Below are 22,870 nucleotides of genomic sequence, written 5' to 3'. Positions count from 1 at the left end.
CTGAACCAGTCAGGCCAGAGAAAACGCTGTCCAGCTGATCGCCGGTAGCGTAATCGTCAGCTTTCCATCCGCGAGCCGGGCCGACTCGAAGATCTGCGCCGTGACCCGGTCGGGGTGCGCCGCCGAGTTCGTCGCCAGCGGGTCGGCGTCGTGCACGATCACTGCCTCGTCGATCGACGTCACGCCGGTCCGGCTGACGTCGATCGTCACCTCGATCGGCCCGTCGGTCGAGCGGTTCACCGCGAACACCGCGACCTTGCCCTCGTCGTACGTCGCCACCGCGTCCACCGCGGACACGTCGCCGTACCGGGCGGTGTGCACCGTGGGCGAGTCGGTCTCGATCCGCAGCACCTGGCCGGCCGCGAGCCGGGAGGTGATCGCGAACGGGTGGAACGTCGGCTGCCGCCAGGCCGCGCCGCCGGGCTCGGTCATGATCGGCGCGATCACGTTGGCGAGCTGCGCCAGGCAGGCGACGCCGACCCGGTCGCTGTGCCGCAGCAACGAGATCAGCAGGTTGCCGACGACCACCGCGTCGGTGACGTTGTACTCGTCCTCGATCCGCCGCGGCGCCACCTCCCACTGATCGCCCGGGCCGTCGGTGCGGCGGGAGCGGTCGCCGTACCAGACGTTCCACTCGTCGAAGGAGATGCCGATCTTCTTGCTGCTCTTGAGCTCCGCGCCGACGTGGTCCGCGGTGGCGACGACCGAGTCGACGAAGTGGTCCATGTCCACCGCGGACGCCAGGAACGAAGCGGTGTCGCCGTCGTCGTTGCCGTAGTACGCGTGGCACGAGATGTAGTCGACGAACTCGTACGTCTCCCGCAGTACGTCCCGCTCCCAGGTGCCGAACAGCGGCATCTTCGACGAGGACGACCCGCACGCGACCAGTTGCAGGTCCGGCTGGATCATCCGCATCGCCCGTGCGGTCTCGGCCGCGAGCCGCCCGTACTCGGTCGGCGTCTTGTGCCCGACCTGCCACGGCCCGTCCATCTCGTTGCCGAGGCACCAGAGCTTGACCCCGTACGGCGCGGCGCCGTGTGACACGCGTAGATCCGAAAGGGCCGTACCGCCGGGGTGGTTGGTGTACTCGAGTAGATCGAGCGCCTCCTGCACACCGCGGGTACCGAGGTTGATCGCCATCATCGGCTCGACGCCAGCCTTGGCGCACCACCGGCTGAACTCGTCCAGCCCGAACTCGTTGGTCTCGATGCTGTGCCAGGCGAGGTCGAGCCGCCGCGGCCGCTGGTCCCGCGGCCCGACGCCGTCCTCCCAGCGATAGCCGGAAACGAAGTTCCCGCCGGGATACCGGACCACTGAAACACCGAGCTCGCGGGTCAGTTCCAGGACGTCCTTCCGGAAACCGTCCTCGTCGGCGGTCGCGTGGCCGGGCTCGTAGATGCCGGTGTAGACGCACCGGCCCATGTGCTCGACGAACGTACCGAAGGTCCGCCGGTTCACGGGCGCGATCGTGAACGCGGGGTCGATGGTCAGCTTGGCAGTGGGCACCAGGGTTGCTCCTGTCGTGTTGGGTCGCACTGTCTATCCCTTGATCCCCGCGTCGCCGACACCGCGGACGACGTTGCGCTGGAACAAGGCGTAGACGATCAGCAAGGGCAGTCCGCCCAGCACGGCCGAGGCCATGATCTGGGCGTAGCGCAGGCCGTACGAGCCCTGCACGTTGGCGAGGCCGACCGGGATCGTCATCATCGACGGGTCGGTGGTCACGATGAAGGGCCAGAGGAAGTTGTTCCAGGCCCCGATGAAGGTGAAGATGCCGACGGCAACCAGGATCGGCCGCGACATCGGCACCATCACGCTCCAGACGATCCGCCACCGGGACGCGCCGTCGACCCGGGCGGCGTCCTCGTAGTCGCGGGAGATGCCGTCGAAGAACTTCTTCAGCACGAACACCATCACCGGTGCCACCACCTGCGGCAGCACGATGCCCCAGTACGTGTCGACCATGCCGAGCCGGGTCATCTCCTGGAACAAGGGCACGATCAGCACCTGCGGCGGTACCAGGATGCCGGCGATGATGATCCCGAACAGCACGCGCCGCCCGGGGAACGTGGTCCGGGAGAAGCCGTACGCAGCGAGCACCGACACGACCAGGGTCAGCGACGTCACCAGGATCGAGACGACCGTGCTGTTCAGGAACCAGCGGATCAGGTCGCCCTGGTCGATGACGCTGCGGTACGCCCCGGTGGTCGGCGACTGCGGGAACCAGGTGATCGGCGCGCGGGTCGTCTCCGGTTCCGGCTTGAGCGAGGTGTCGAGGGCCCAGAGCAACGGCACCAGCCAGACGAGGGCGAGGATCACCGCGCCGACGGTGGTTGCGGTCCCGGCAAAGGTCCAGCGCGGTCGGACCGGTCCGCTCCGCGTGGGCGAGATCGTCGGGGCGGCTGACTTCGCGGACTCCATCAACGCCGTCATGCCGACTCCCCTCGCCCGGAGAACAGTTTGAACTGCGCCACCGCGACGATCACGATGATCGCGAAGAACAGGTACGAGATCGCCGACGCGTAGCCGATCCGGTAGCTGGTGAAGCCGGACTCGTAGATGTACTGGATGATCGGCCGGGTCGCGTAGTTCGGCCCGCCGTTGGTCATCAGGTAGATCTGGTCGAAGATCTTGAGCGACGCCACCAGCTGCAGGACCGCGATCAGCCCGGTCGTCCGGCTCAGCAACGGCAGCGTGATCCGGAACAGCTGCTGCCGCCCGTTCGCGCCGTCGATCGCGGCCGCCTCGTACACCTGCTCCGGAATCCCTTGCAGGGCAGCCAGATAGAGCAGGAAGTTGAACCCGACCGTCCACCAGACGGTCGTGATCACGACGGCGAGCATTGCGCGGTTGTCGGTGTTCAGCCAGTCGATCTCGGCGAAGCCGCCGGCCGTCAGCAGCCCGTTCACCAGGCCGAACCCGGGCTGGTAGATCCACACCCAGATCAGCGTCACGACGGTGGCCGGCAGCACGAACGGTGCGAAGTACGAGAACCGCAGCAGCCAGCCGAGCAGGCCCTTGCGGTTGGCGAGCAGCGCCATCACGAGTGCGACGATCACCAGCGGCGGCGTACTCATCGCGGTGAAGACGAGCGTGTTCTTCAGCGACGACCAGACGGCCGGGTCACCGAACAGGTCCCGCCAGTTCTGCAGGCCGAGGAACTCGTGCTTGACGCCGGCCAGGCTGGTGTTGAAGAAGCTGTTCCAGAAGCCGGACACGATCGGCCACAGCATGAAGACAACGAACAGCAGCAGGAACGGTGCGACGAAGAACAGCCCGCCCCAGCGCTGTTTCCAGTCCGCTCTTTCCATCAGGGGGTCCTCCTGTCAGACCGGGGACGGGGTGTCGAGAAGCTTCTGGGTAGCGGCCTTGAACTGGGCGAGCGCGGCCTTCGGAGTGACCTGTCCGCTCGCGATCCCGCCGAAGGCGGCCGCCGACTCGTTCTCCAGCTGGGCGCCCGAGCCGCTGAACCACGCGTCCGGGTCGTACAGCACGTTCGGGGCCACGCTGCGGTACTCCGCCTGCGGCTTGAGGTTCAGGTACTCCGGGCTCTTCACCACCGGCTGGTACGCCGGGATGTGACCGCCGGCCGCCCATTCGGCGCTGTGCTTCAGCATCCAGGCGATGTACCCGATCGTCGCCTTGGTGTCGTCGGCGTTGCGGTGCGCCTGGTGTGGCAGCACGAAGGTGTGCGAGTCGCCCTGGAACTTCGGCACGTCGTACACGACCGGGAACGGCGCCATGCTGAACGGCAGCTTCGCGGTTTGGTACGTGGTGACCTCCCACTCGCCGTTGAAGCTCATGCCCGCGTCGCCGTTGCTGAACATGGCGACCAGGGCCGCGTAGTTCGCCGATCGCGGCGTGAGCCCCTCACTGGCGAGCTTCGCGATCAGGTCCAGGGCTTCGAGCGCCTTGGCGTCGTCGAGCACCAGCTGGGTGCCGTCCTCGTTGAAGAACTTGCCTTCGAGCTGGCCGTACAGCGTGTACCACAGCCGCCACGGGCTGGTGGTGTCGACGGAGACGGCGTACTTGCCGGTGACGGACTTGACCGCCCGGAGCATGTCGAGGAACGCGGTCACGCCCTTGACCGGCTTGATCTTGCCGTCCGGGCCGAGCAGCCCGGCCTTCTTGCAGATCTCGGTGTTGTAGTAGAGCACGAACGGGTGCTGGTCGAGCGGTACGGCGTACAACTTGCCGTCGATCACACAGCGGTCCCAGGTGGCGGGCAGGAAGTCGGACTGCTGCACACCCGCGGCGTTCAGCAGGTCGACCGGGATCGGGTCGAGCATCGTCGCCGGACTGAATCCCTTCAGCCGGGACATGTGCATCGTCGCGACTTCCGGGGCGCGGCCGCCGGCCGCTGACATCGCCAGCTTGGTGTAGAACGGCGGTCCCCAGGCCAGCGTGTGCGCCTGGAATGCGACGTTCGGGTGTTCGGCGACGTACTGCTGATGGATCTGCAGCAGGCGGGCGCCGTCCCCGCCGCCGAACAGGTTCCATTCCCGGACCTTGGGTTTGGAGCTGAGGCTGCCGCAGCCGGTGAGAGTGAGTGCGCCGAGCAGGCCACCAAGTGCTGCTCGACGCCCAGGAGAGTAAGGGGGCATCTGTCCTCCAGGCGGAGTGGAGCACGCTTCTACACCGATGTAGTACATCGGTGTAGAAAGATGGCACGGACCCTTCGGGGGCGTCAAGACGTCAGTAGGTACCGAGCGTGGATTCGCGGATGTGCAGCTCGTGCCGGACGGCGATCTCCTGGTGTTCGGAGTCGTCGCCGGCCATCCGCCGGACCAGCAGGTCGACCGCCGTACGCGCGATCTCCGCACGGCCCGGATCGACTGTGGTCAGGCTGGGGGTGCTGTAGCTGGCCTCGTCGATGTTGTCGAACCCGGCCAGCGCGACGTCGTCGGGGACCCGGATGCCGTGCCGGCTGAGGACCCGCAGCGCGCCCAGCGCGAGGGTGTCGTTCAACCCGAGGATCGCGTCGAACTCGAGGCCGGACGCGAGCAGCCGCTCGGTCGCCTCGGCACCGGTCGAGCGGTGCCAGCGACCGGCCGGGAAGGCGAGCTCGGCCGGTACCTCCAGGCCGTGTTCGGCCAGGGTTTCGGCGTACGCGCCGTACCGGAGGGCGGCCGTGCCGACCTTCTCGCCGGGGTGCACGCCGAGGACCGCGATCCGCCGGCGGCCGATGGCCAGCAGGTGTTCGACCGCGGCCTTCGTGGCCGGGACGTTGTCGATCATCACGTGGTCGACCGGGCTGTGGAAGATCCGCTCGCCGAGCAGCACCATCGGCGTGTTCGGCTTCAGCTGGTCGATGTCCTCCTGGCCGAGGCCGAGCGGGCTGTAGAGCAGGCCGTCGACCAGGTGGCCCCGGGGCCGGCTCAGGACGGTCAGTTCCCGCTCGCGATCCGCGCCGGTCTGTTCGATCATCACGGTCAGGCCGTGTTCGTCGGCGGCCACGATCACCTGGTCGGCCAGCTCACCGAAGTACGGCAGGCTCAGCTCGGGCACGGCTAGGCCGATCACGCCGGTCCGCCCGGACTTCAGGTTCCGGGCGGAGAGGTTCATCCGGTAGCCGAGCGCGTCGATCGCGGCGAGCACCTTGGTCCGGGTCTCGTCGCGGATGTACGGATACCCGTTCATCACGTTCGAGACGGTCTTCGGGGACACACCGGCCTCGCGCGCGACATCGCGCATCGTCACCGCCATGGCTGATTCCCCGTCATGGGACGCCACCGTAGTGCACGACCGATCGCGTGGGTCAGTCCTCGGTGCCGGCGGCGCCCTCGGTGTCCTCGGGAGTGTCGTGCGGTGGACGGCGGGGCGGGTTCGGCTGCGGACCGGCGGACCGGCCACCCGGGTGCTCCGGGATGTCCGGCTCGTCGTCGTCGGTCAGCTCGACACCTTCCTCGCGGAGTGTCTCGTCGACCGCGGGATCCATTTCGTGACCGGGGTGTGGCAGACCGGGCCTGTCGAAGCTCATGACACCCTCCCTGATGGCTGTGACACCACGATACGACCTGCCGGCCACGACGTGGGTTCAGGCGAGGGGCGGGCTGAACGTGTCGATGCCGGCGAGGATACGGCGCTTCCGGGCCAAGTCGTCGATCAGCCACCGGCGCTCGAAGCGGTCCGGACTCGTGCGGTAGAGCTCCCGGCCGCGCTCGGACGTGAACCGTTCCGCAGGCACCTGGTCCGCGGTGGCCGGGAGGAACTTGAAGACCTCCTGCAGTGCCGCCAGCGAGTACTCCCACGCCGCACGGCACTGGCGCTGTTCGGCCGGCGGCGCGTTCAGCAACCGCAGCCCGGTGTCCTCGCCGACCGTGTCGCTGACCCAGAGGAACTCCCCTGGATCGATGATTTCCGACGGCTCGTCGCCACCGAAGGCGGGCGGCGCCGGCGGCAGTTCGTCAGTCATCTCGAACTTGTACGCGCGTTCGCGTCCACAGCTGCCACACGTGCCCTCGTACACCGACACCAGCGCGCCCGCTCGCCCCTCGAGCCGATGCGCCCGCTCGAACTCCTTCGCTCCGCAGTCGCAGACTCGCAGGTCCATGTACAACCAAGCCTCTTGCGCCGATCGAGCCATCAACATGGGCGCCAAGCTATCCGCCGATCGGGTCCACGTCGTCGCGCACCGGCAATTCAGCGGCCGGCGAGGGTACGGCGGCGTTGGGTCGGATCGGTGAGGGACTCGGGTTGCCAGGCGCCGTCGACGACGTAGAGGTCTGTCCCCGGTGGGACGATCTCGTCGATGCGGTCGAGGGTCTTCTCGTCCAGCGTCAGGTCGGACGCCTTGAGCAGGCCTTCGAGTTGATCCATCGTGCGGGGACCCGAGATCACCGACGTGACGGCCGGGTGGGTGGTGACGAAGGCCATCGCCAGCTCGGGCAGTGTCATGCCGATGCTGTCGGCAACTTCTATCAGCTGCTCGAGGGCGTCGTACTTCGCCGCGTTGGCGGGCAGCGCCGGATCGAAGCGCTGGGGTGCCATCGCCGCGCGGCCGGACGTGAGGTCGATGGGCTGGTTCTTGCGGATCTTCCCGGACAGGAAGCCGAAGGCGAGCGGACTGTAGGTCAGTACGCCCATCCCCAGCCGCCGGCACATCGGCAGGATCGAGCGCTCGATGCCGCGGGCAAGCAACGAGTACACCGGCTGGTTCGTCCGGAACCGTCCGTACCCGCGCTGCCCGGCGACGTGGTACGCGTCCATGATCTCCTCGGCCGGGAACGCCGAGCAGCCGAACGCGCGGATCTTCCCGGCAGTGACGAGATCACTCAACACCCACAGGGTTTCCTCGATGTCCGTGGTGTGATCCGGCCGGTGGATCTGGTACAGGTCGATCCAGTCGGTGCCGAGCCGGCGCAGGCTGTCGTCGATCGCCCGGGTGATCCAGCGCCGCGAGTTGCCGCTCCGGTTCCGGCCCTCGCCGAGCGGGAAGTGCACCTTGCTCGCGAGTACGACGTCGTCGCGGCGCGACTTGATCGCCTTGCCGACGATCTCCTCGGACTCGCCCGCGGAGTACATGTCCGCGGTGTCGACGAAGTTGATCCCCCGGTCCAGCGCGGTGTTGACGATCCGGATGCAGTCCTCGTGGTCCGGGTTCCCGGCGGCACCGAACATCATCGCTCCGAGACAGTACTCACTGACCTCGATCCCGGTCCCACCCAAGGTGCGATAGCGCATCTTCCCAGCTCCTTCGTGTCGGTGTCCCGAACGCTAAGAGCTAGAGCGCTGTCTAGGTCAAGTCGTGCCTACAGTGGCGAGCATGGACATTGCAGGTCTGTGGGATCCGGAGCCGGGCTGGTTGAACACCGCGTCGTACGGGCTGCCGCCGCGGCCCGCCTGGGAGGCGTTGCAGGCGGCGCTGGCGGACTGGCGGGTCGGTGCGACCAGCTGGGAGCCGTGGGACGAGTCGACGACGCGGTCGCGGGAGTCGTTCGCCCGGCTGATCGGCGCGGACGCCGTCGACGTGTTCGTCGGGAGCACGGTGTCCGCGGCGGTGGCTCCGATCGCGAACGCGTTGCCGGACGGCGCGAAGGTGCTGACCGACGACGTGGAGTTCACGTCGAACGTCTTCCCGTGGCAGGTGCACGCGGACCGCGGCGTCCAGGTGGTCGCCGTACCGTCGGACGAGCTGGTCGCGTCCATCACGCCGGGCATCGACGTGGTCGCGGTGAGCTCGGTACAGTCGTCGACCGGCGCCGTCCTCGACCTGCCCGCGGTAGTTGCCGCGAGCAAGCAGATCGACGCGCTCGTGGTCCTCGACGCGACCCAGGCGGTCGGCTGGCATCCGATCATGGTCGACGGGGTCGACGCGCTGATCGCGCACAGCTACAAGTGGTTGATGTCGCCACGCGGCGCGACGTTCGGGTACCTGTCGCCGCGGTTGCAGGAGCGGTGCCGCCCGTCGGCCGCCGGTTGGTACGCCGCCCGCGACGTGCACGGCTCGTACTACGGCCCGGCGATGGAGCTCGATCCGGGAGCGCGAAGGTTCGACCAGTCGCCGGCGTGGTTCAGCTTCGTCGGCGCGGCGCCGGCGCTCGAACTGGTCGAGCAGCTCGGCGTCGAAACCATCAACCGGCACAACCTGGAACTCGCCAACGAGTTCCGCGCGGGCCTCGGCCTCGAACCGTCCAACAGCGCGATCGTCAGCACGAACCTCCCCGGCGCACAGGAGGCGTTCGCCGAAGCCGGCATCCGCGCGGCGGTCCGCGACGGCAAGCTCCGCGCGTCGTTCCACATCTACACGACGCAGGCCGACGTACATCAAGCCCTCTCAGCCCTGAAGCCCTTGCTTTAGAGGGTGTCTGAGAATCCTGCGCCTACTGCGCGGCACTCGGCACGGCACCTCGCCGCACGGGTGCAAAGGCCACGATGCTCCGCATCGAGTCCTTCGCCCCCGCACGCCGATGCACCGCACCGAGCACCTGCTCGCGACGGCGCAGGATTCTCAGACACCCTCTAAGCTGCCGATATGGCTGGCTTGAGTATCGGGCAGGTGGCGGAGCGGACCGGGTTGAGTGTGCACGCGCTGCGGTTCTACGAGCGCGAGGGGCTGCTGGCGGACGCCGTACGGCGGGAGTCGAACGGGCGGCGTGTCTACACCGAGGAGGATGTCGACTGGCTGAACATGTGCATCAAGTTCCGCTCGTCCGGCATGCCGCTGGACACGATCCGCAAGTACACGGACCTGGTCCGGCAGGGTCCCGGGAACGAGGCGGACCGGCTGGCGCTGCTGAAGAGCCACCAGGACTACGTGGCCGAGCAGATCGCAGCGCTGAACGAGTGCCTGAACGTGATCACCTGGAAGGTCGACATCTACCAGCAGCACGTCGACGCCGGCACCGCCGACTGCCTCTGGACGGCTCCGTCGGAGCAGGCAGCCAGCGAGGCGTCCTGATCAGCTGAGCGCGGTCTCCATCGCGGCGAGCGTGCTGCGCATGTTCGCCGCAAGCTCGTCGAGGCGTCCCCGGATGATCTCGGCGGCGCGCTCCGGGTGCTCCTCGACGCCCAGCCGCAGCCCGCTGACTCCCGGACCGTGCGTGAACGTCTGCTGGACGAGCGTCTGCGCGCCCCGGTCCGTCAGCTCGTACTCCCAGTGCGCCAGCGGGACGTCCTCGTCGCCGTACACGTCCCAGCCGAACCGCTTCGGCTCCTCGAAAACGGTGACCGTGCAGGTCACGTACGTCTCGAACCCGTCCGCGAACCGGTTGCGCGCCTCGAAGCGGGTCTGCGGCTCGAGCCAGGCGCCGTAGTAGCACTCGGGGCTCCACTCGCCGTACCGCTCGATCGCGGTGATGCCGGACCACAGCTCGTGGATCGGCAGGCTCATCAGGACCTCGACGCCGGTGGTCGCACCGGTCACTCCGTTGTCGTTCATACCCGGGACATCGTAGGCAACCTGATCACCTCGACATTTCGATCTAGATCCAGGGTCGGGCGCCGGGGTCGATCGGGAGCAGGCGGGCGGCGATCGCCTCGGACGGGCCGGGGGCGACGACGGCGAGGGCGTCGGCGATCGCGGGGCCGCGGAGCATGGCGGCGCCACCGTGGCCGACCGGTACGGCGCCCTGCGGGGTCAGCCGGACCGGTACCAGGCGGGTGTTCGTGGGGTGGCAGGTGATGCCGCCCGGTACGGCGACGTTCGCGAGCTGAGGGAGCGGGAGGCCGCGCAGGCGGGTGATGGCCGCGACGCCGAGCGTCAGGAAGGCGACGAGCGCGGCGTGCGGGTTGCCGGGGAGTCCGAGAACGAGGCGGCCGTCGGGGAGTTGGGCAAGCGCCTGCGGGTGACCCGGGCGGCAGGCGACGCCGTCGACGATCAGCTCTGCTTCCAGGTCGCCGAGGACCGCGCGCAGGTGGTCGGCAGGTCCTGAAGCCGACGATCCGGAAACAAGGACAACGCTGGCCGAGCTTTCCTCGATCGCCTTCACCAGTTCGTCCGGGTCGTCGCGGAGGTGCGTGAGTCCGCCGTTCAGCGCTCCGGCACGGGTGATCAGGCCGGGCAGCATCGGGCCGATCGCGTCGCGGACCCGGCCGGGGGCGGAGGGGCCGCGGTGGACGAGCTCGTCGCCGGTGATCACCGCGGCGACGACCGGTTTCGGGATGACGGTGAGCCGGTTGAGGCCGACGGTCGCGGCCAGCCCGAGGACGGCCGGGTCGACGACGATGCCGGCGGGGAGGAGCTGGTCGCCGGGACGGCATTCCTCGCCGGCGCGGCGAATGTGACGGCCTTCCTTGGCCGGTCCCTCCAGGCGGTCGCCGGTGACGATCGCGTCCTCGGACCGTACGACCGACGTCGCGCCGGCGGGAACTGTCGCACCGGTGACGATCCCCGTCGCCTCGCCCTCGTCCAGTGTTCCGGGGTCCGCGGCGCCTGCCTCGACGTGGCCGATGATCCGCCACGGCCCGTTCCCGCGGACGGCGTACCCGTCCATCGCCGACCGGTCCACGGGCGGTACGGCGACCGGCGCGACGAGCGGCGTACCCAGCACACACCCGTCCGCGTCCTCGAGGGGTTTGGAGACGACCTGGCCCGGTCGCGCCACCGCATGCGCCAGCCGTCGAGCCACGTCCCACTCGACCGCGTCGCGATGCCGGTGCGCGCGCGTCACCCCGGGCCTGTCCTCCACACCCCAACCCTCTCCAACCAGCTTCCGGTTGTCGACCCGGCCCCGCCCGGCGGCCGGTGTGCGGCCGGTCACGCGACAGGCAGTTACTCGGTGCCGAGGACGAACGTCTGGATCGCGACGACGGCCGCGCCACGGGCCCACTCGCTGAAGTCCGCGGGCTGCATCACCATCGGCAGCTCGGCGGCCGACGGATGCCGGTCGGCGTGCAGCGCGGCGAGCAGCTCCTCGCGAGCGACCTCCGCGAGCCGGACGCCCTCGCCGCCGAGGACGACCAGCTCCGGCATGGTGAAGTTCGCCGCGGCGGCGATCAGCTTGCCCAGGGCACGGCCGGCCCGGCCGACGATCTCGCGCGCGGCGGGATCACCCTTCGCCGCGAGATCGAGCGCTTCTTCGTAGCCGACCGGCCGGCCCAGCGCCGTACCCAACTGGCTGGTGACGGCGCTCACCGTCAGCAGGCTGAGGGCGCAGCCGCGGTGGCCGCGGTCGCACAGTGGGCCGTCGGGGAGCAGCGGGTGGTGGCCGATCAGGCCGATGGTGACGTCGGGGCTATCGACGACCTTGTTGTGGACGACCAGCCCGTACCCGACGCCGGCGCCGATCGTGATCAGCACGAAGCGGTCCGAGTTCCGCCCGGCGCCGAACCAGTGCGTGGCCTCGGTCAGCGAGGTCAGGTCGTTCGCGAGCACGATCGGGACCCTGGTGTGCGCGGCGAGGATCTCGCCGAACGGTACGTCGACCCAGTTCAGGTACGGGCCCCAGCGGACCTCGGACCGGTTCGCGACCCGGCCGCCGATCGTGACGCCGAGTCCGGTGAGCGACCGGCCGCCCGGCACCTGGACCTGCAGCTCGTCCATGATCTCGAGGACCAGCTCGGCGACCGCCGACGGTGTCGCGTCGGTGATCGGCCGCTCGACGGTGGCCAGGACGTCCGCACGCAGCGTCGTCAGTACGCCGATCGCGGAGTCGCCGGTGAGCTTGACTCCGACGAAGTGGTGCGCGTTCGCGTCCAGGTCCAGCGGCTGCGACGGGCGGCCGACGCGGGCGTCGGTGGGACCGGTCTCGACCTCGACGAGCAGGCCGGACTCGACCATCGGCTTCGTCAGCCGGGTCAGGCTGCCCGGGGACAGGCCGACGCGACGGGACAGCTCGGCGCGCGACAACGGCCCGTCCAGCAGGATCTCCAGCGCCACCTGCCGCGACGGTCCCGCCAACGGCCGCCACTCACCCATCCCGCCAGACTAGGCCCTGTCTGGCAATCCATCGCCTACTGCGGGGCACTCGGCACGGCACCTCGCCGCACCGAGCACCTCCTCGCTACGGCGCTGGATTACCAGACAGGACCTAGCACCGCCCGGGCTTCAGACGCCGGGACGTGACCCGGTCCGCGGTACTGGCCGCACAAGTCCCGGCGTCAGGCTCACCTCGCAGTATGCAACGGTTTGCGCCGGCCGGAGCGCGGACAACGGTGTCAGATCGGGCTCAGTGCGGGAGTCTGCGCGTATCGATGAGTTGCTGCGCGACGTCGCGCAGTTTGGTGTTGGTGTCCTGCGAGTACCGCTTGAGGATCGCGAACGCCCGGTCGCCGTCCACGTCGAACCGTTCCATCAGGATCCCCATCGCCTGCCCGACCAGCTTCCGCGCGTCGACCGCCTGCGCCATCGCCGCCTCGTGCCGCGCCGACGCCACCGCCACGGACGCGTGCTGCGCCAGGATGTGCGCGATCGCGTCGTCGTCGGCGGTGAACGCGTCGGGCTGATCGCTGTACAGCCCGAGGACGCCGACCGTACGGCGGGCCTCGTCACCGGTGGCCAGCGGTACGTCGAGAACGCTCCGGATGCCGGGGGCACCGACGTCCGGCCAGCGCTCGTCGGTGCTGGTGTCGCGGATCAGGACGGTGCTGCGGTCCCGGAGTGCGGTGATGAGCGGACCACTCTCGGTGGCGAGCTGTAGTTCGTAGTACTGCGTCACGACCGGGTCGGTCACCGCGGCGATCTCCGCCCGCGAACCACGGGTGTAGAGCGCGACGCCGGCGTACGTACAGTTCAACGCCTGCTGCGCGAACTGCACCACCGCCTCGATCGTCTCCTCCACCCCGGGCGCCTCGTGCAGCTCGACCGCCAACCGGGCGAACGTGTCCGCGGAGTTGGGGAGATCGGGCTCGGTCACTGGAATCTCCAGGGCATGGACTGCACATCGGGCAACGACATGATGCAGCCCAACTCCTCCAGAGTGTTAGCCGGCCCGCGAATCAGGTCTCTCCCCTTACAGTGTGCGTATGGCGGACGTGGCTGGTCTGTTGGGCGGGCGGACCGACTGGCGGCGGGAGGTCGCCGCGCCGTTGCGGGCGTTCCTGCGGACCGAGGCGGGGAGTTCGGGGGTTCTCGCGGCGGCGATCGTGGTGGCGTTGGTGTGGGCCAACGTGGCGCCGGGGACGTACGACGAGTTCTGGCGGACCGAGTTGTCGATCGGGGTGGGCCATCGCGAGCTCGGGCTGGATCTGCGGGACTGGATCAACAGCGGGTTGATGACGCTGTTCTTTCTCGTGGTGGGGCTGGAGGCGCGGCGGGAGTTCGACCTGGGCGATCTGCGGGACCGGTCGCGGTTCGTGTTGCCGATGCTGGCGGGGATCGCGGGGATGGTGGCCCCGGTTCTGATCTACCTGGCGTTCAACGCGGGCGGCGACGGGGCGCACGGCTGGGGTGTGGCGATGTCCACCGACACCGCGCTCGCGCTGGGTCTGCTCGCGCTGGTCGGGCGGGGCGTACCGGATCGGGTGCGGGTGTTCCTGCTGACCGTGTTCGTCGTCGACGACCTGCTCGCGCTCGTCGTGATCGCGGTCATGTACAGCGAAGACGTCAAGCTGATGCCGCTCGTACTGGCGGTGGTCGCGTTCGCGATCGTGCTCGCGCTGGCGGTGTTCAAGGTACGCAAGCCCTGGATGTACGGCCTACTCGGCGTACTCATGTGGGCCGCCCTCCTGAAGAGCGGCGTCGACCCGGTGGTCGCCGGGCTGGCGATCGGCCTGACCGCGCCGGCGTACTCGCCCGGACGTGAGGAACTCGAGGAGGCGACAGGCCTTTTCCGGCTGTTCCGCGAGCAGCCGACGCCGGAGCTGGCACGCTCCGCGACCGTCGGCCTGACGACCACGATCTCGCCGAACGAGCGCCTGCAGTACCTGTACCACCCGTGGACCAGCTACCTGATCGTCCCGCTGTTCGGGCTCGCGAACGCTGGCGTCACGATCGACATGGCGTTCCTCGGCCGCGCGTTCACGTCGCCGATCACGCTCGGCATCCTGCTCGGGTACGTCGTCGGCAAACCGGTCGCGGTGACCACGGTGTCCTGGCTGCTCGAACGGGTCAGCGGCGGCCGGATCCGCCCGGGCGTCGGCTGGGCGGCCGTCCTCGGCAGCGGCACGATCGCCGGCATCGGCTTCACCGTCTCGTTGCTGATCGCAACCATCGCGTTCGACGGGCCGCGGCTGGCCGAGGCGAAGGTCGGGCTGCTGTCCGCGGTGGTGGTGGCGTCCGGGCTCACCTGGGCGGTGTTCCGGGCCGCCAAACTGCTGTCCCCGCCGAAGAAGGCGCTCGCGCTGCTCGGCAACGCGGAGCAGCTGCAGGACCTGACGGACCCGGTCGACCCGGAGCGGGATCACATCCGCGGGCCCGAGAACGCGTCCGTGACGCTGGTCGAGTACGGCGACTTCGAGTGCCCGTACTGCGGCCGCGCGGAGCCGATCGTCCGCGACGTCCTGCAGGACGACGACCTGCGCTTCGTCTGGCGCCACCTGCCGCTGTCCGACGTACACCCGAGGGCGCAGATCGCGGCGGAGGTGGCGGAGGCCGCGGCCGCACAGGGCGCGTTCTGGGAGATGCACGACCTGCTGCTCGCGAACCAGGAGAACCTGCAGCCGAAGGACCTGATCGGGTACGCCGAACAGCTCGGTCTGGACGCCGACCGGTTGCACGACGACGTGAAGCGGCATGTGGCGGCGGCGCGGGTCGCGCAGGACGTCGAGTCCGCGGACACCAGCGGCGTGTCCGGTACGCCGACGTTCTTCGTCAACGGGCAGCGGCACTACGGGGCGTACGACGTCGAGACGCTGAAGCAGGCGATCAAGGTCGCCCGGGCGCGGGCCAAGATCAACCGTGGCTGAATCTTGATGTACTAGGGCATTTCTGCCACTGTTGGCGTCCGGCGGGATCGCCGAGGCTTGGCGTCATGACCAAGCAGATCGATGAGGCCGCCGTCGCGCACTTCGCCGGACGGCTGGCCTACGAAACGGACGCGTCCGATGTCGCCGCGGACATCGGCGCCGGTGTCACCGGCTGGGTGCTGATCGACAGCCGGAGCCAGGAGAGCTGGGACCAGGGGCACGTACCGGGTGCCGTTCATCTGCCGACGCGGGAGATCGCGGCCCGGGCCGCGGCCGTCGTACCGGAGGGCGTCGCGGTCGTGACGTACTGCTGGGGACCCGGCTGCAACGGGGCGACGCGGGCGGCGCTGGAGTTCGCGAAGCTCGGGTACCCGGTGAAGGAGATGATCGGCGGGTACGAGTACTGGGTGCGCGAAGGTGGTCCGATCGAGACCGCGGACGGGATCGAACGCCGCGAGTCCGACCCGCTCACCGCACCGCGCGGCATCGCGTGTGCGTGCTGAAACTCCTGTGCACGTTGAGGTTTTACATGCATTGAACACGCCGTGGTGAAACGCTGACTCTCTGTGCGTTAGGCTCGTAGTAGCCCCGACGCGAGGAGACAGTGTGACCGATCAGCCGATGTACGAGGGTGGGCTGATGGCGCACGGGATCGACACCACCCGGCCGAGTGTCGCGCGGGTGTACGACTACTTCCTCGGCGGCAAGGACAACTACGAGTCCGACCGTGAGCTGTACCGGCAGATCATGAAGGTGGCGCCGGAGGCGCCGGAGTGGGCGCGGGCGAACCGGCGCTGGCTCAAGGAGGTCGTCACCTGGCTGGCCGAGGAGCGCGGCGTGCGGCGCTTCATCGACGCCGGCTCCGGCCTGCCGACCGCGGAGAACACCCACCAGATCGCCCAGCGGGCGAACCCGCGGTGCTCGGTGGTGTACGTCGACAACGACCCGTCCGTGGTCGCCCACGGGCGGGCGCTGCTGCTCGACAACGACCGGACGCAGTTCGTCGCGGCGGACCTGACGAAGCCGGACGAGGTGCTGGCGGACGAGGCGATCGCCGGTCTGCTGGCGCCGGGTGAGCCGGTCGCGCTGGTGATGGCGCTGATGCTGCACCACATCGCGGACTACGACGAGACGCTGCGGGTCGCGGAGCAGTACATCGACGCGCTGCCGCCGGGGTCGTACCTGGCGATCACACACGCGTGCAACCCGGGCGACGGCGGTGCGGTCGACGTACTGGTGACCGAGCTGATGGAGAAGGTCAAGCACGCGTTCCCGACGCTGGCGTTCCGGTCGGTCGAGCAGATCTCGTCGCTGTTCGGCGAGCTGGAGATCCTCGAACCGGGCGTGGTCCGGCTGGTCGACTGGCACGTGCCGGGCGGGCGGGTCGAGGAGGAGCCGGAGCCCGGCGTCCGCGACGCCATCTACGGCGGCGTCGCGCGCAAGGGCTAAAGTCCCGAGAGGTACTCCGCGTTCCCGCGGATCGCGGCCTCGTAGCGTTTGATGTCCGCGGTGTCGACCTTGTCCGCGATCACCAGCAGCAGCGTGGCGAGCGCCTTGTCCTGGTGACCGGCCGCGTGCAGCGTGAGGGCTTTGAACACGCGGAGCGAGTCCGATTCCGGGTACTCCGCGCACGCCTGCTTGAAGATCGCCAGCGACTCGTCGAAGCGGTCGAGGTTCCGCAGCGTGCTCCCGTACTGCAGGAGGCACCTCCGCCGCGTCTCCCCGGTCAGCCCGGGCAGGGCGCGCTCGTAGTACCCGACGGCGGTCTCCTCCTGCCCGGCGGTGTCGTACGACCCACCGACCTCGTACAGCACGTACGGGTTGTCCGGGTGCTCGGCCAGCAGCTTCTCGAAGAACGCGATCGTCGGCCCCATGTTCGCCCGATCCCGCCGCGAGAACGCTTCCTCGATCGTCGCGGCCAGCTCCGGCGTCAACTCAGTAGTCACACCACCATCATGCCGCGCCGGCTTCGTCGTCCTGCTCTGCCGGCCTGATGTTCTGGTTCAGGTGGAACACGTTTTCTGGGTCGTACGCCGTCTTCAGGGCGACCAGGCGCTCGAGCTTCGCCGGTGGGAACGCGCGCTGGATCGGGTCCTCGTTGAGGGTGTTCACGTACGCGCCGTTCGCGTACGGCGCCAGCGTCGCGGCGTACGAGCGCAGCATGCCGATCCGGGTCTCGTCCTCGGCCGGGTCCTCCCAGCGGGTGGCGGTGACGAACTCGAACAGCGTGTCGCGGTGGCTGAACGCGGCGTCGGCATCCGGTACGTCGGCGATCGCGCCGCCGTACGCCTGCAGGCTCGCGCCGACGCCGGGGTTGTCCAGCAGCGCGCGCAACGCCTCGTCGGGCAGCGACTTGAAGTAGTGCCCCTTCCAGTACCGCCGGTACCGGTGGCCCTGGACGCTGTCGTCCCGCGTCTGCAGCTTCAGGTACGTCGTCTCCTCGACGAGCTCGTCGGTCACCGGCCCGAGCGCGCGGAACGCCGGCAGCAGCTCCTCGCCTCCGGAGCCGACCCACACGTACCCCAGCGTCACCGAATCGCCGGCGATGCTCGCCGTGAACGTCGCCTCCCGCGGCGCCTGGGCGTTCAGCTCCCGCCAGCCACGCAGTGCTTCGAACCCGGCCGACGCCGGGTACGTGAGCTCAACGATCAGCGCCCGCGTCCCGATCTCGTGCAGCCGGAACTCGAACGACGTGACGATCCCGAAGTTTCCGCCGCCACCCCGCAGGCCCCAGAACAGCTCGGCGTTCTCGTCCGCGCTCGCGGTCACGACGAAGCCGTCCGCGGTGACGACCTCGTACGAGACGACGTTGTCGCAGGCGAGCCCGAACTGCCGCGCCAGCCATCCCATCCCGCCGCCGAGCGTCAGCCCGCCGACCCCGGTGTGCGAGACGTTGCCCGCCGTCGTCGCCAGCCCGTACTCCTGCGCCGCCTTGTCCAGCTCGCCCAGCAGCGCCCCGCCCTGGACCCAGGCGCGCTTCTGCTCAGCGTCGACGTGAACCGCGTTCATCGGGGTCAGGTTGATCATCAGCCCGCCGTCGGGTACGGCGAGGCCGGCGATGTTGTGCCCGCCGCAGCGGACCGCGATCTCCAGGCCGTGCGCCCGGCCGTACCGAACCGCCTCAGCAACCTCTGCGGTGGATGAGCAGCGCGCGACAACAGCCGGCCGCCGGTCGACCATCGCGTTCCAGACGGTCCGCGCCTCGTCGTACCCGGTGTCCCCGCTCCGCAGCATTTCGGTCATCGCTCTCAGCTCCTCTGTGAATCGGTACTGTCCACAACCCTGACAGCGCGGCGGTCCGCCGATAAGGTCCAGTTCTGTGAGCCGAATGAGGACCAGTTCCGGAGCGGGCGAACTGCTGGTCGAGCTCCGGCGGGACAACGGCGTGCCGTTGCACCAGCAGCTCGAGAGCGCGATCCGGACCCGGATCCGGGCCGGCCTGCTGCGTGCCGAGACCGTGATGCCGTCGACGCGGGCGCTCGCGCAGGACCTCGGCCTGTCCCGCGGCGTGGTCGTCGAGGCGTACCAGCAGCTCGTCGCCGAGGGGTACCTGATCAGCCGGGGCGGCGGCTACACCCAGGTCGCGGACATCGCCGTGATCTCGCCGGCCGTCGCGGCAAAGCCCGCGGCCGGCCCGCCGCGGATCGACTTCCGGTACAGCCGTCCGGACGTGTCGCAGTTCCCGCGCGCCGCGTGGCTCCGATCGGTACGCCGGGTGCTGAACGAGACGCCGTACCGCAGCCTGGCCTACCTCGACGGGCGCGGGACGGTCGAGCTGCGTACGGCGCTGTCCGACTACCTGAACCGGGTTCGCGGTACGGCGGCACGTCCGGAGAACATGCTGATCTGCAACGGGTTCGCGCAGGGGTCGCGCCTGTTGCTGCAGGTGCTGGCCGCGTCGGGGCGCCGGCGGCTGGCGGTCGAGGATCCGTCCGACAACGACCTGCGGGAGGTTGCTGCGACAGCCGGCCTGGAGACGGTCGGCATACCGGTGCTGACGTCCGGGATCGATGTGAACGCGCTGGAGCGATCCGGAGCGGATGTGGTGCTGGTGACCGCGGCACATCAGTTCCCGACCGGCGCGGTGACGTCGGCCGAGACTCGGGCGGCGCTCGTCGCGTGGGCGGGTCGTGGTGACCGGTTGGTGATCGAGGACGACTACGACGCGGAGTACCGGTACGACCGGGAGCCGGTGGGCGCGATGCAGGGGTTGGCGCCGGACCGGGTCGCGTACGCCGGGACCGCTTCGAAGACGTTGGCGCCCGGTCTGCGGCTGGGGTGGCTGATCCTGCCGTCATGGCTGGTCGAGCCTATGTCACAGGCGAAGCTGATGGACGATCGCGGGTCGCCGGTGTTCGACCAATTGGCGTTCGCGGACTTCGTCGCGCGGGGCGAATTCGACCGGCACCTGCGGCGGATGCGGCCGCGGTACCGGGAGCTGCGGGACACGCTGGTCGAGCGGCTGGCGGCGCGGCTGCCGGAGCTGGAGCCGGTCGGGGTGTCGGCGGGGTTGCACGTGATGACGTGGCTGCCGCCGGACCTGTCCGAAGAGGCGTTGCGGGAGGCGGCGTTGGCGCGCGGGCTCGGGGTGTACGGACTGCAGCCGTACTGGGTGGGCGGCGACGGTCCGGCCGGGCTGGTGTTCGGGTACGGATCGCTGAGCCGCAAAGATGTTGTCGAGGGCATCGACCTGCTGGCTGAGGCAGTCGCGGACACCCGCTCGGCCCCTAGTGAATAATTATCCAATTCGTTGCAAATCGATCCGACTGGTTCTACTCTTGACCGAGTGATCGCCGCAGCTCGCATCGACTCTCTGATGAACCAAGGCTGGCCCGCCGCGCACAGCACCGAGCTGGACGGCTGGGTCGTCCGACGCAACGCCGGAGTCACCCTGCGAGCCAACTCGGTGCTGCCCAAGAGCACCCCGTTCGACCTCGGCAAAGCCTTGGATTACGTGGAGAACCTGTACGCCGCGCACGACATCGCGCCGTCCTTCCAGGTCGGCCCGGCGGCTCAGCCCGGTGACCTCGACGACCGGCTCGCGGCCCGCGGTTACGAGCTCCGCAACCCGACGCTGGTGATGTGCGCCGAGGTCTCCGACGTCCTCGCGAACCTCGGCGAGCCGTCGGTACCGGTGAATATTTCCGCCGCACCCGACGACGCCTGGATGGATTTCTGGTGGGCCGTCGACGGCCGCGGCGGATCCGCCGCGCAGGCCGCCGCCCGGCAGATCCTGAACCGGGCCCGGGCTTTGTACGCCGTGATCCCGTCCGGCCGACCGGTCAAGGCGATCGGCCGGCTCGCCCTGGTCGACGACTGGGCCGGCCTCTACTGCCTCGCCGTCGATCCGGACCACCGCCGCCAGGGTCTCGCTCAGGCAGTCATCCACGGCCTGTTGCACCAGGCAACGACCCTGGGTGCCGACTGGGTCTGGCTCCAGGTGGTCGAGAGCAACGCACCGGCCCGCGCCCTCTACGACCGCCTCGGCTTCCGGACCGTCTCGCGCTACCACTACCGCGTCCGTACCGCTGCCTGAGTAGACCCTGTTGTCGAAGAGAATGGGGCTGTGCTGACTCTCGCCGATCACCGAACAGGTCTCTTGCGTCACGGCACCGGCGGTCCGCCCGTCGTCCTTCTGCACTCGCTCGGCCTCGACAAGCGCATGTGGGACCCGATCGCCGACCAGCTCGCCGTCGGGCGTCGGGTGTTCGCGTACGACCTTCGCGGTCACGGTACAGCGGCTGGGTCGCCGCGTCCGTTCACACTGCGCGACTCGGCCGCGGACCTGATCGCCGTACTCGACGAGCTCGCCCTGGACACCGCACACGTCGTCGGGCTGTCGTACGGCGGCGCGATCGCGCAGATCGCGGCGATCGAATCGCCCGGCCGGATCGCCTCCCTGGCACTGCTGGCGACGACCGACCGGGCGTTCCCCGAGGTATTCGAGCGGCGGGCGGCCGGCGCGGAGACGGACGGGATGGCGGCGCAGGTGGACGAGACGCTGAGCCGGTGGTTCACTCCGGCCGCCCTCGCTGCCGAGACCGCGGGGGTGCGGTACGCACGGGACTGCCTGGTCGCGATGCAGCCCGCGGACTGGGCCGCGGCGTGGCGTTCGATGAAGGAACTCGATGCCCAGGGCAAGCTCCGGGACTTCGCCGCGCCGGCCCTCGTGGTGGCCGGCGGAGCGGACGTATCCGGCCCGACCGCCGTACTGCGAGAGCTCGCGGACGGGATCGCCGGTGCGACGTTCCGCGAACTGCCCGGCGTACCGCATATGCAGACGCTGGAGCGTCCCGAACTGATCGCGGCTGTGCTGGACGAGTTCCTGCCTAGAGCGTGACCTTCTGCAGGTGGTCGAGGACGACGAACTCGGCACCCGTTTTCTGAACCGAGGTGCGCAGGGGAGTCAGGTCGGTCCACGGGACGCCGGGTTCGTCGAGAGGCTTGTCGAAGTCGTCCCAGTGGGTCGCGATCACCTTGTGGACCGGCTTGATCGTCCGCAGCAGGCGGTCGGTGATGCCGGGTTCGCCGCCCGGCGCCGCGAGTACGACGTCCACCTGGAGGTCGCGAAGCGCGTTCGGGTCGAAGTTCGCCGTACTCAGGCTGAGGATCCGCAGGCCGCCGATCGTGATCACGTACGCGAGCGTGCCGCCTTCGACCAGGTCCTCGATCACCCGCGGGCGCGGCGGGACGTCGTACCGGTAGCCCGGGTACGCGTACGTATGCCGCTTGCCGCCGCAGGAGTGCAGCGACGGGAACACCTCGATCGCGAAGCCCTCGAACGGGAGGTACTCGCCGCCGCGGACCGGTGAGAGCGGGTCGTTCGGCGTCTTCATCGCGCGCAGGAGGTTCGCGTGCGTCTCGGTGCAGAGCACGGTCGCCTGGGTCTTCTGAGCGACGTACGGCACGTCGGCCATGTGGTCGTAGTGCCCGTGGTGCACCAGGATCGCATCCGCGGTGCTCAAGTGCTTGTCGATGACCTCCGGCTCGATCACCAGCTTGGTCTTAGGATCGGCGCCCTCCGGGGTGAACGTCCCGGTCTTGAACCGCGTCAGCCACGGATCAGTCAGCACAACACTCTTCCCACACCGGACCTGCCACGCATGCGTCCCAAACCAGGTCAACTCAACCGGTTCCCGCCCAACCCGACCCCCTCCGGCCCATGCGGCTCCGTCAGCCGCGCCGTCAGCCGTCCCCCCGCCTGTGCCGCCGACCGTCGCCTGGCCTTCGCCCCCGGCCGTCGCCGTCCCGGCTTCGCGCCCGGCTGTTGTCCCCCCGCCTTCGCGCCCGGGAGTCGACTGGCCTTTGCCGCCGGCCGTCGCCGCGCCACCTCCGCCCCCGCTCGTTGCCGCGCCACCTCCGCCCCCGCTCGTTGCCGCGCCGGCTTTGCGCCCGGCCGTTGCCGCCTGGCTCCGGTTCTCGAGGCCGATCGCCCCCGCGACGCCCGCGGCCCCGGCTGCTGCCGCGCCGGCCAGCATGCCTCTGCGACTCACCTTCACGCTGTCTCCTCTCGCCGTCCCTGGACCTGCAGTCAAGGCGAGGCCGACAGCTCCTGTCGAATATGCCCTTGCGCATGCGCCGATTG

23 protein-coding genes are annotated in these 22,870 nt (G+C 69.4%); 8 read left to right on the top strand and 15 right to left on the bottom strand.

Annotation, left to right across the window (positions count from 1 at the left end):
- Positions 1–9 precede the first annotated feature (9 nt).
- The 8 genes from arfA to ACZ5BU_RS20585 form a co-directional block, all read right to left on the bottom strand.
- Positions 10–1,506 carry an arabinosylfuranosidase ArfA gene (gene arfA, locus ACZ5BU_RS20620; RefSeq protein WP_465701024.1) on the bottom strand — a complete coding sequence of 499 codons (1,497 nt, stop codon included), beginning with the start codon at positions 1,504–1,506 and terminating at the stop codon, positions 10–12.
- Positions 1,507–1,539: 33 nt separating this feature from the next.
- Positions 1,540–2,433: a carbohydrate ABC transporter permease gene (locus tag ACZ5BU_RS20615; RefSeq protein WP_465701022.1), complete on the bottom strand. Its 894-nt coding sequence runs from the start codon at positions 2,431–2,433 to the stop codon at positions 1,540–1,542.
- Positions 2,430–3,311, bottom strand: coding sequence for a carbohydrate ABC transporter permease (locus ACZ5BU_RS20610; RefSeq protein ID WP_387657727.1), 882 nt, complete (start codon positions 3,309–3,311; stop codon positions 2,430–2,432). The genes ACZ5BU_RS20615 and ACZ5BU_RS20610 overlap by 4 nt, the downstream gene beginning before the upstream one ends.
- Positions 3,312–3,326: 15 nt before the next feature.
- Positions 3,327–4,604 (bottom strand): extracellular solute-binding protein, encoded by a 1,278-nt coding sequence (locus ACZ5BU_RS20605; protein WP_465701020.1) that lies wholly within the window; start codon positions 4,602–4,604, stop codon positions 3,327–3,329.
- Positions 4,605–4,695: 91 nt separating this feature from the next.
- Complete coding sequence (locus tag ACZ5BU_RS20600; RefSeq protein WP_465701018.1) at positions 4,696–5,706, bottom strand: LacI family DNA-binding transcriptional regulator; 1,011 nt, start codon at positions 5,704–5,706, stop codon at positions 4,696–4,698.
- Between the two features lie 52 nt (positions 5,707–5,758).
- Positions 5,759–5,980, bottom strand: a complete 222-nt coding sequence (locus tag ACZ5BU_RS20595; RefSeq protein ID WP_465701016.1) for a hypothetical protein — start codon at positions 5,978–5,980, stop codon at positions 5,759–5,761.
- A 57-nt stretch (positions 5,981–6,037) separates the two neighbouring features.
- The gene (locus tag ACZ5BU_RS20590; protein WP_465701014.1) at positions 6,038–6,592 is read right to left on the bottom strand and encodes a hypothetical protein; all 555 of its coding nucleotides are present in this window, start codon (positions 6,590–6,592) and stop codon (positions 6,038–6,040) included.
- Positions 6,593–6,642: 50 nt separating this feature from the next.
- A complete protein-coding gene (locus ACZ5BU_RS20585; RefSeq protein WP_465701012.1) occupies positions 6,643–7,683 on the bottom strand; it encodes an aldo/keto reductase in 1,041 nt (346 codons plus the stop codon).
- Between the two features lie 82 nt (positions 7,684–7,765).
- Between ACZ5BU_RS20585 and ACZ5BU_RS20580 the strand changes: the two genes are divergently transcribed.
- Positions 7,766–8,800 (top strand): aminotransferase class V-fold PLP-dependent enzyme, encoded by a 1,035-nt coding sequence (locus ACZ5BU_RS20580; RefSeq protein WP_465701010.1) that lies wholly within the window; start codon positions 7,766–7,768, stop codon positions 8,798–8,800.
- 174 nt (positions 8,801–8,974) lie between these two features.
- Positions 8,975–9,400, top strand: coding sequence for a MerR family transcriptional regulator (locus ACZ5BU_RS20575; RefSeq protein WP_465701008.1), 426 nt, complete (start codon positions 8,975–8,977; stop codon positions 9,398–9,400).
- Here ACZ5BU_RS20575 and ACZ5BU_RS20570 read toward each other — a convergent pair whose 3' ends face one another.
- From ACZ5BU_RS20570 to ACZ5BU_RS20555, 4 genes are all read right to left on the bottom strand, one after another.
- Positions 9,401–9,880, bottom strand: a complete 480-nt coding sequence (locus ACZ5BU_RS20570; RefSeq protein ID WP_465701006.1) for an SRPBCC family protein — start codon at positions 9,878–9,880, stop codon at positions 9,401–9,403.
- A gap of 43 nt (positions 9,881–9,923) precedes the next feature.
- Positions 9,924–11,129, bottom strand: a complete 1,206-nt coding sequence (locus ACZ5BU_RS20565) for a molybdopterin molybdotransferase MoeA (protein WP_465701005.1) — start codon at positions 11,127–11,129, stop codon at positions 9,924–9,926.
- Between the two features lie 83 nt (positions 11,130–11,212).
- Positions 11,213–12,358 carry an ROK family transcriptional regulator gene (locus tag ACZ5BU_RS20560; RefSeq protein WP_465701003.1) on the bottom strand — a complete coding sequence of 382 codons (1,146 nt, stop codon included), beginning with the start codon at positions 12,356–12,358 and terminating at the stop codon, positions 11,213–11,215.
- A gap of 250 nt (positions 12,359–12,608) precedes the next feature.
- Positions 12,609–13,295, bottom strand: a complete 687-nt coding sequence (locus ACZ5BU_RS20555) for a GAF and ANTAR domain-containing protein (protein WP_465701001.1) — start codon at positions 13,293–13,295, stop codon at positions 12,609–12,611.
- 109 nt (positions 13,296–13,404) lie between these two features.
- Here ACZ5BU_RS20555 and nhaA point away from each other — a divergent pair, with 109 nt between their 5' ends.
- The 3 genes from nhaA (at position 13,405) to ACZ5BU_RS20540 (ending at position 16,734) form a co-directional block, all read left to right on the top strand.
- Positions 13,405–15,285, top strand: a complete 1,881-nt coding sequence (gene nhaA / locus ACZ5BU_RS20550) for a Na+/H+ antiporter NhaA (protein ID WP_465700999.1) — start codon at positions 13,405–13,407, stop codon at positions 15,283–15,285.
- Between the two features lie 65 nt (positions 15,286–15,350).
- Positions 15,351–15,788 (top strand): rhodanese-like domain-containing protein, encoded by a 438-nt coding sequence (locus tag ACZ5BU_RS20545; protein WP_465700997.1) that lies wholly within the window; start codon positions 15,351–15,353, stop codon positions 15,786–15,788.
- A 103-nt stretch (positions 15,789–15,891) separates the two neighbouring features.
- On the top strand, positions 15,892–16,734 hold the full coding sequence (locus ACZ5BU_RS20540; protein WP_465700995.1) for an SAM-dependent methyltransferase: 843 nt from the start codon (positions 15,892–15,894) through the stop codon (positions 16,732–16,734).
- Here the strand turns inward: ACZ5BU_RS20540 and ACZ5BU_RS20535 are convergent.
- Both ACZ5BU_RS20535 and ACZ5BU_RS20530 read right to left on the bottom strand, forming a co-directional pair.
- Positions 16,731–17,231 carry a tetratricopeptide repeat protein gene (locus ACZ5BU_RS20535; protein ID WP_465700993.1) on the bottom strand — a complete coding sequence of 167 codons (501 nt, stop codon included), beginning with the start codon at positions 17,229–17,231 and terminating at the stop codon, positions 16,731–16,733. The genes ACZ5BU_RS20540 and ACZ5BU_RS20535 overlap by 4 nt on opposite strands.
- A gap of 7 nt (positions 17,232–17,238) precedes the next feature.
- On the bottom strand, positions 17,239–18,528 hold the full coding sequence (locus tag ACZ5BU_RS20530) for an FAD-binding oxidoreductase (protein ID WP_465700991.1): 1,290 nt from the start codon (positions 18,526–18,528) through the stop codon (positions 17,239–17,241).
- An 85-nt stretch (positions 18,529–18,613) separates the two neighbouring features.
- Between ACZ5BU_RS20530 and pdxR the strand changes: the two genes are divergently transcribed.
- The 3 genes from pdxR to ACZ5BU_RS20515 are packed head-to-tail and all read left to right on the top strand — an operon-like array spanning position 18,614 to position 21,625.
- Positions 18,614–20,023, top strand: coding sequence for a MocR-like pyridoxine biosynthesis transcription factor PdxR (pdxR, locus tag ACZ5BU_RS20525; protein ID WP_465700990.1), 1,410 nt, complete (start codon positions 18,614–18,616; stop codon positions 20,021–20,023).
- 48 nt (positions 20,024–20,071) lie between these two features.
- Complete coding sequence (locus tag ACZ5BU_RS20520) at positions 20,072–20,821, top strand: GNAT family N-acetyltransferase (protein ID WP_465700988.1); 750 nt, start codon at positions 20,072–20,074, stop codon at positions 20,819–20,821.
- A 30-nt stretch (positions 20,822–20,851) separates the two neighbouring features.
- Positions 20,852–21,625, top strand: a complete 774-nt coding sequence (locus tag ACZ5BU_RS20515) for an alpha/beta fold hydrolase (RefSeq protein WP_465700986.1) — start codon at positions 20,852–20,854, stop codon at positions 21,623–21,625.
- Here the strand turns inward: ACZ5BU_RS20515 and ACZ5BU_RS20510 are convergent.
- Positions 21,615–22,763, bottom strand: a complete 1,149-nt coding sequence (locus ACZ5BU_RS20510; protein WP_465701087.1) for an MBL fold metallo-hydrolase — start codon at positions 22,761–22,763, stop codon at positions 21,615–21,617. The genes ACZ5BU_RS20515 and ACZ5BU_RS20510 overlap by 11 nt on opposite strands.
- Positions 22,764–22,870 lie beyond the last annotated feature (107 nt).

The organism is Kribbella sp. NPDC031520 (assembly GCF_055580825.1).
The sequence above is the reverse complement of the archived record's forward strand: the minus strand, read 5'-3'. Positions and strand labels throughout refer to the sequence as shown.

Coding starts and splice junctions, on each gene's coding strand:
- nhaA (WP_465700999.1), top strand. CDS start 13,405: ATGGCGGACGTGGCTGGTCTGTTGGGCGGGCGGACCGACTGGCGGCGG.
- ACZ5BU_RS20585 (WP_465701012.1), bottom strand. CDS start 7,683: ATGCGCTATCGCACCTTGGGTGGGACCGGGATCGAGGTCAGTGAGTAC.
- ACZ5BU_RS20595 (WP_465701016.1), bottom strand. CDS start 5,980: ATGAGCTTCGACAGGCCCGGTCTGCCACACCCCGGTCACGAAATGGAT.
- ACZ5BU_RS20580 (WP_465701010.1), top strand. CDS start 7,766: ATGGACATTGCAGGTCTGTGGGATCCGGAGCCGGGCTGGTTGAACACC.
- ACZ5BU_RS20610 (WP_387657727.1), bottom strand. CDS start 3,311: ATGGAAAGAGCGGACTGGAAACAGCGCTGGGGCGGGCTGTTCTTCGTC.
- ACZ5BU_RS20545 (WP_465700997.1), top strand. CDS start 15,351: ATGACCAAGCAGATCGATGAGGCCGCCGTCGCGCACTTCGCCGGACGG.
- ACZ5BU_RS20605 (WP_465701020.1), bottom strand. CDS start 4,604: ATGCCCCCTTACTCTCCTGGGCGTCGAGCAGCACTTGGTGGCCTGCTC.
- ACZ5BU_RS20570 (WP_465701006.1), bottom strand. CDS start 9,880: ATGAACGACAACGGAGTGACCGGTGCGACCACCGGCGTCGAGGTCCTG.
- pdxR (WP_465700990.1), top strand. CDS start 18,614: ATGAGGACCAGTTCCGGAGCGGGCGAACTGCTGGTCGAGCTCCGGCGG.
- ACZ5BU_RS20575 (WP_465701008.1), top strand. CDS start 8,975: ATGGCTGGCTTGAGTATCGGGCAGGTGGCGGAGCGGACCGGGTTGAGT.
- ACZ5BU_RS20615 (WP_465701022.1), bottom strand. CDS start 2,433: ATGACGGCGTTGATGGAGTCCGCGAAGTCAGCCGCCCCGACGATCTCG.
- ACZ5BU_RS20560 (WP_465701003.1), bottom strand. CDS start 12,358: ATGGGTGAGTGGCGGCCGTTGGCGGGACCGTCGCGGCAGGTGGCGCTG.
- ACZ5BU_RS20510 (WP_465701087.1), bottom strand. CDS start 22,763: ATGCTGGCCGGCGCGGCAGCAGCCGGGGCCGCGGGCGTCGCGGGGGCG.
- ACZ5BU_RS20530 (WP_465700991.1), bottom strand. CDS start 18,528: ATGACCGAAATGCTGCGGAGCGGGGACACCGGGTACGACGAGGCGCGG.
- ACZ5BU_RS20590 (WP_465701014.1), bottom strand. CDS start 6,592: ATGTTGATGGCTCGATCGGCGCAAGAGGCTTGGTTGTACATGGACCTG.
- ACZ5BU_RS20600 (WP_465701018.1), bottom strand. CDS start 5,706: ATGGCGGTGACGATGCGCGATGTCGCGCGCGAGGCCGGTGTGTCCCCG.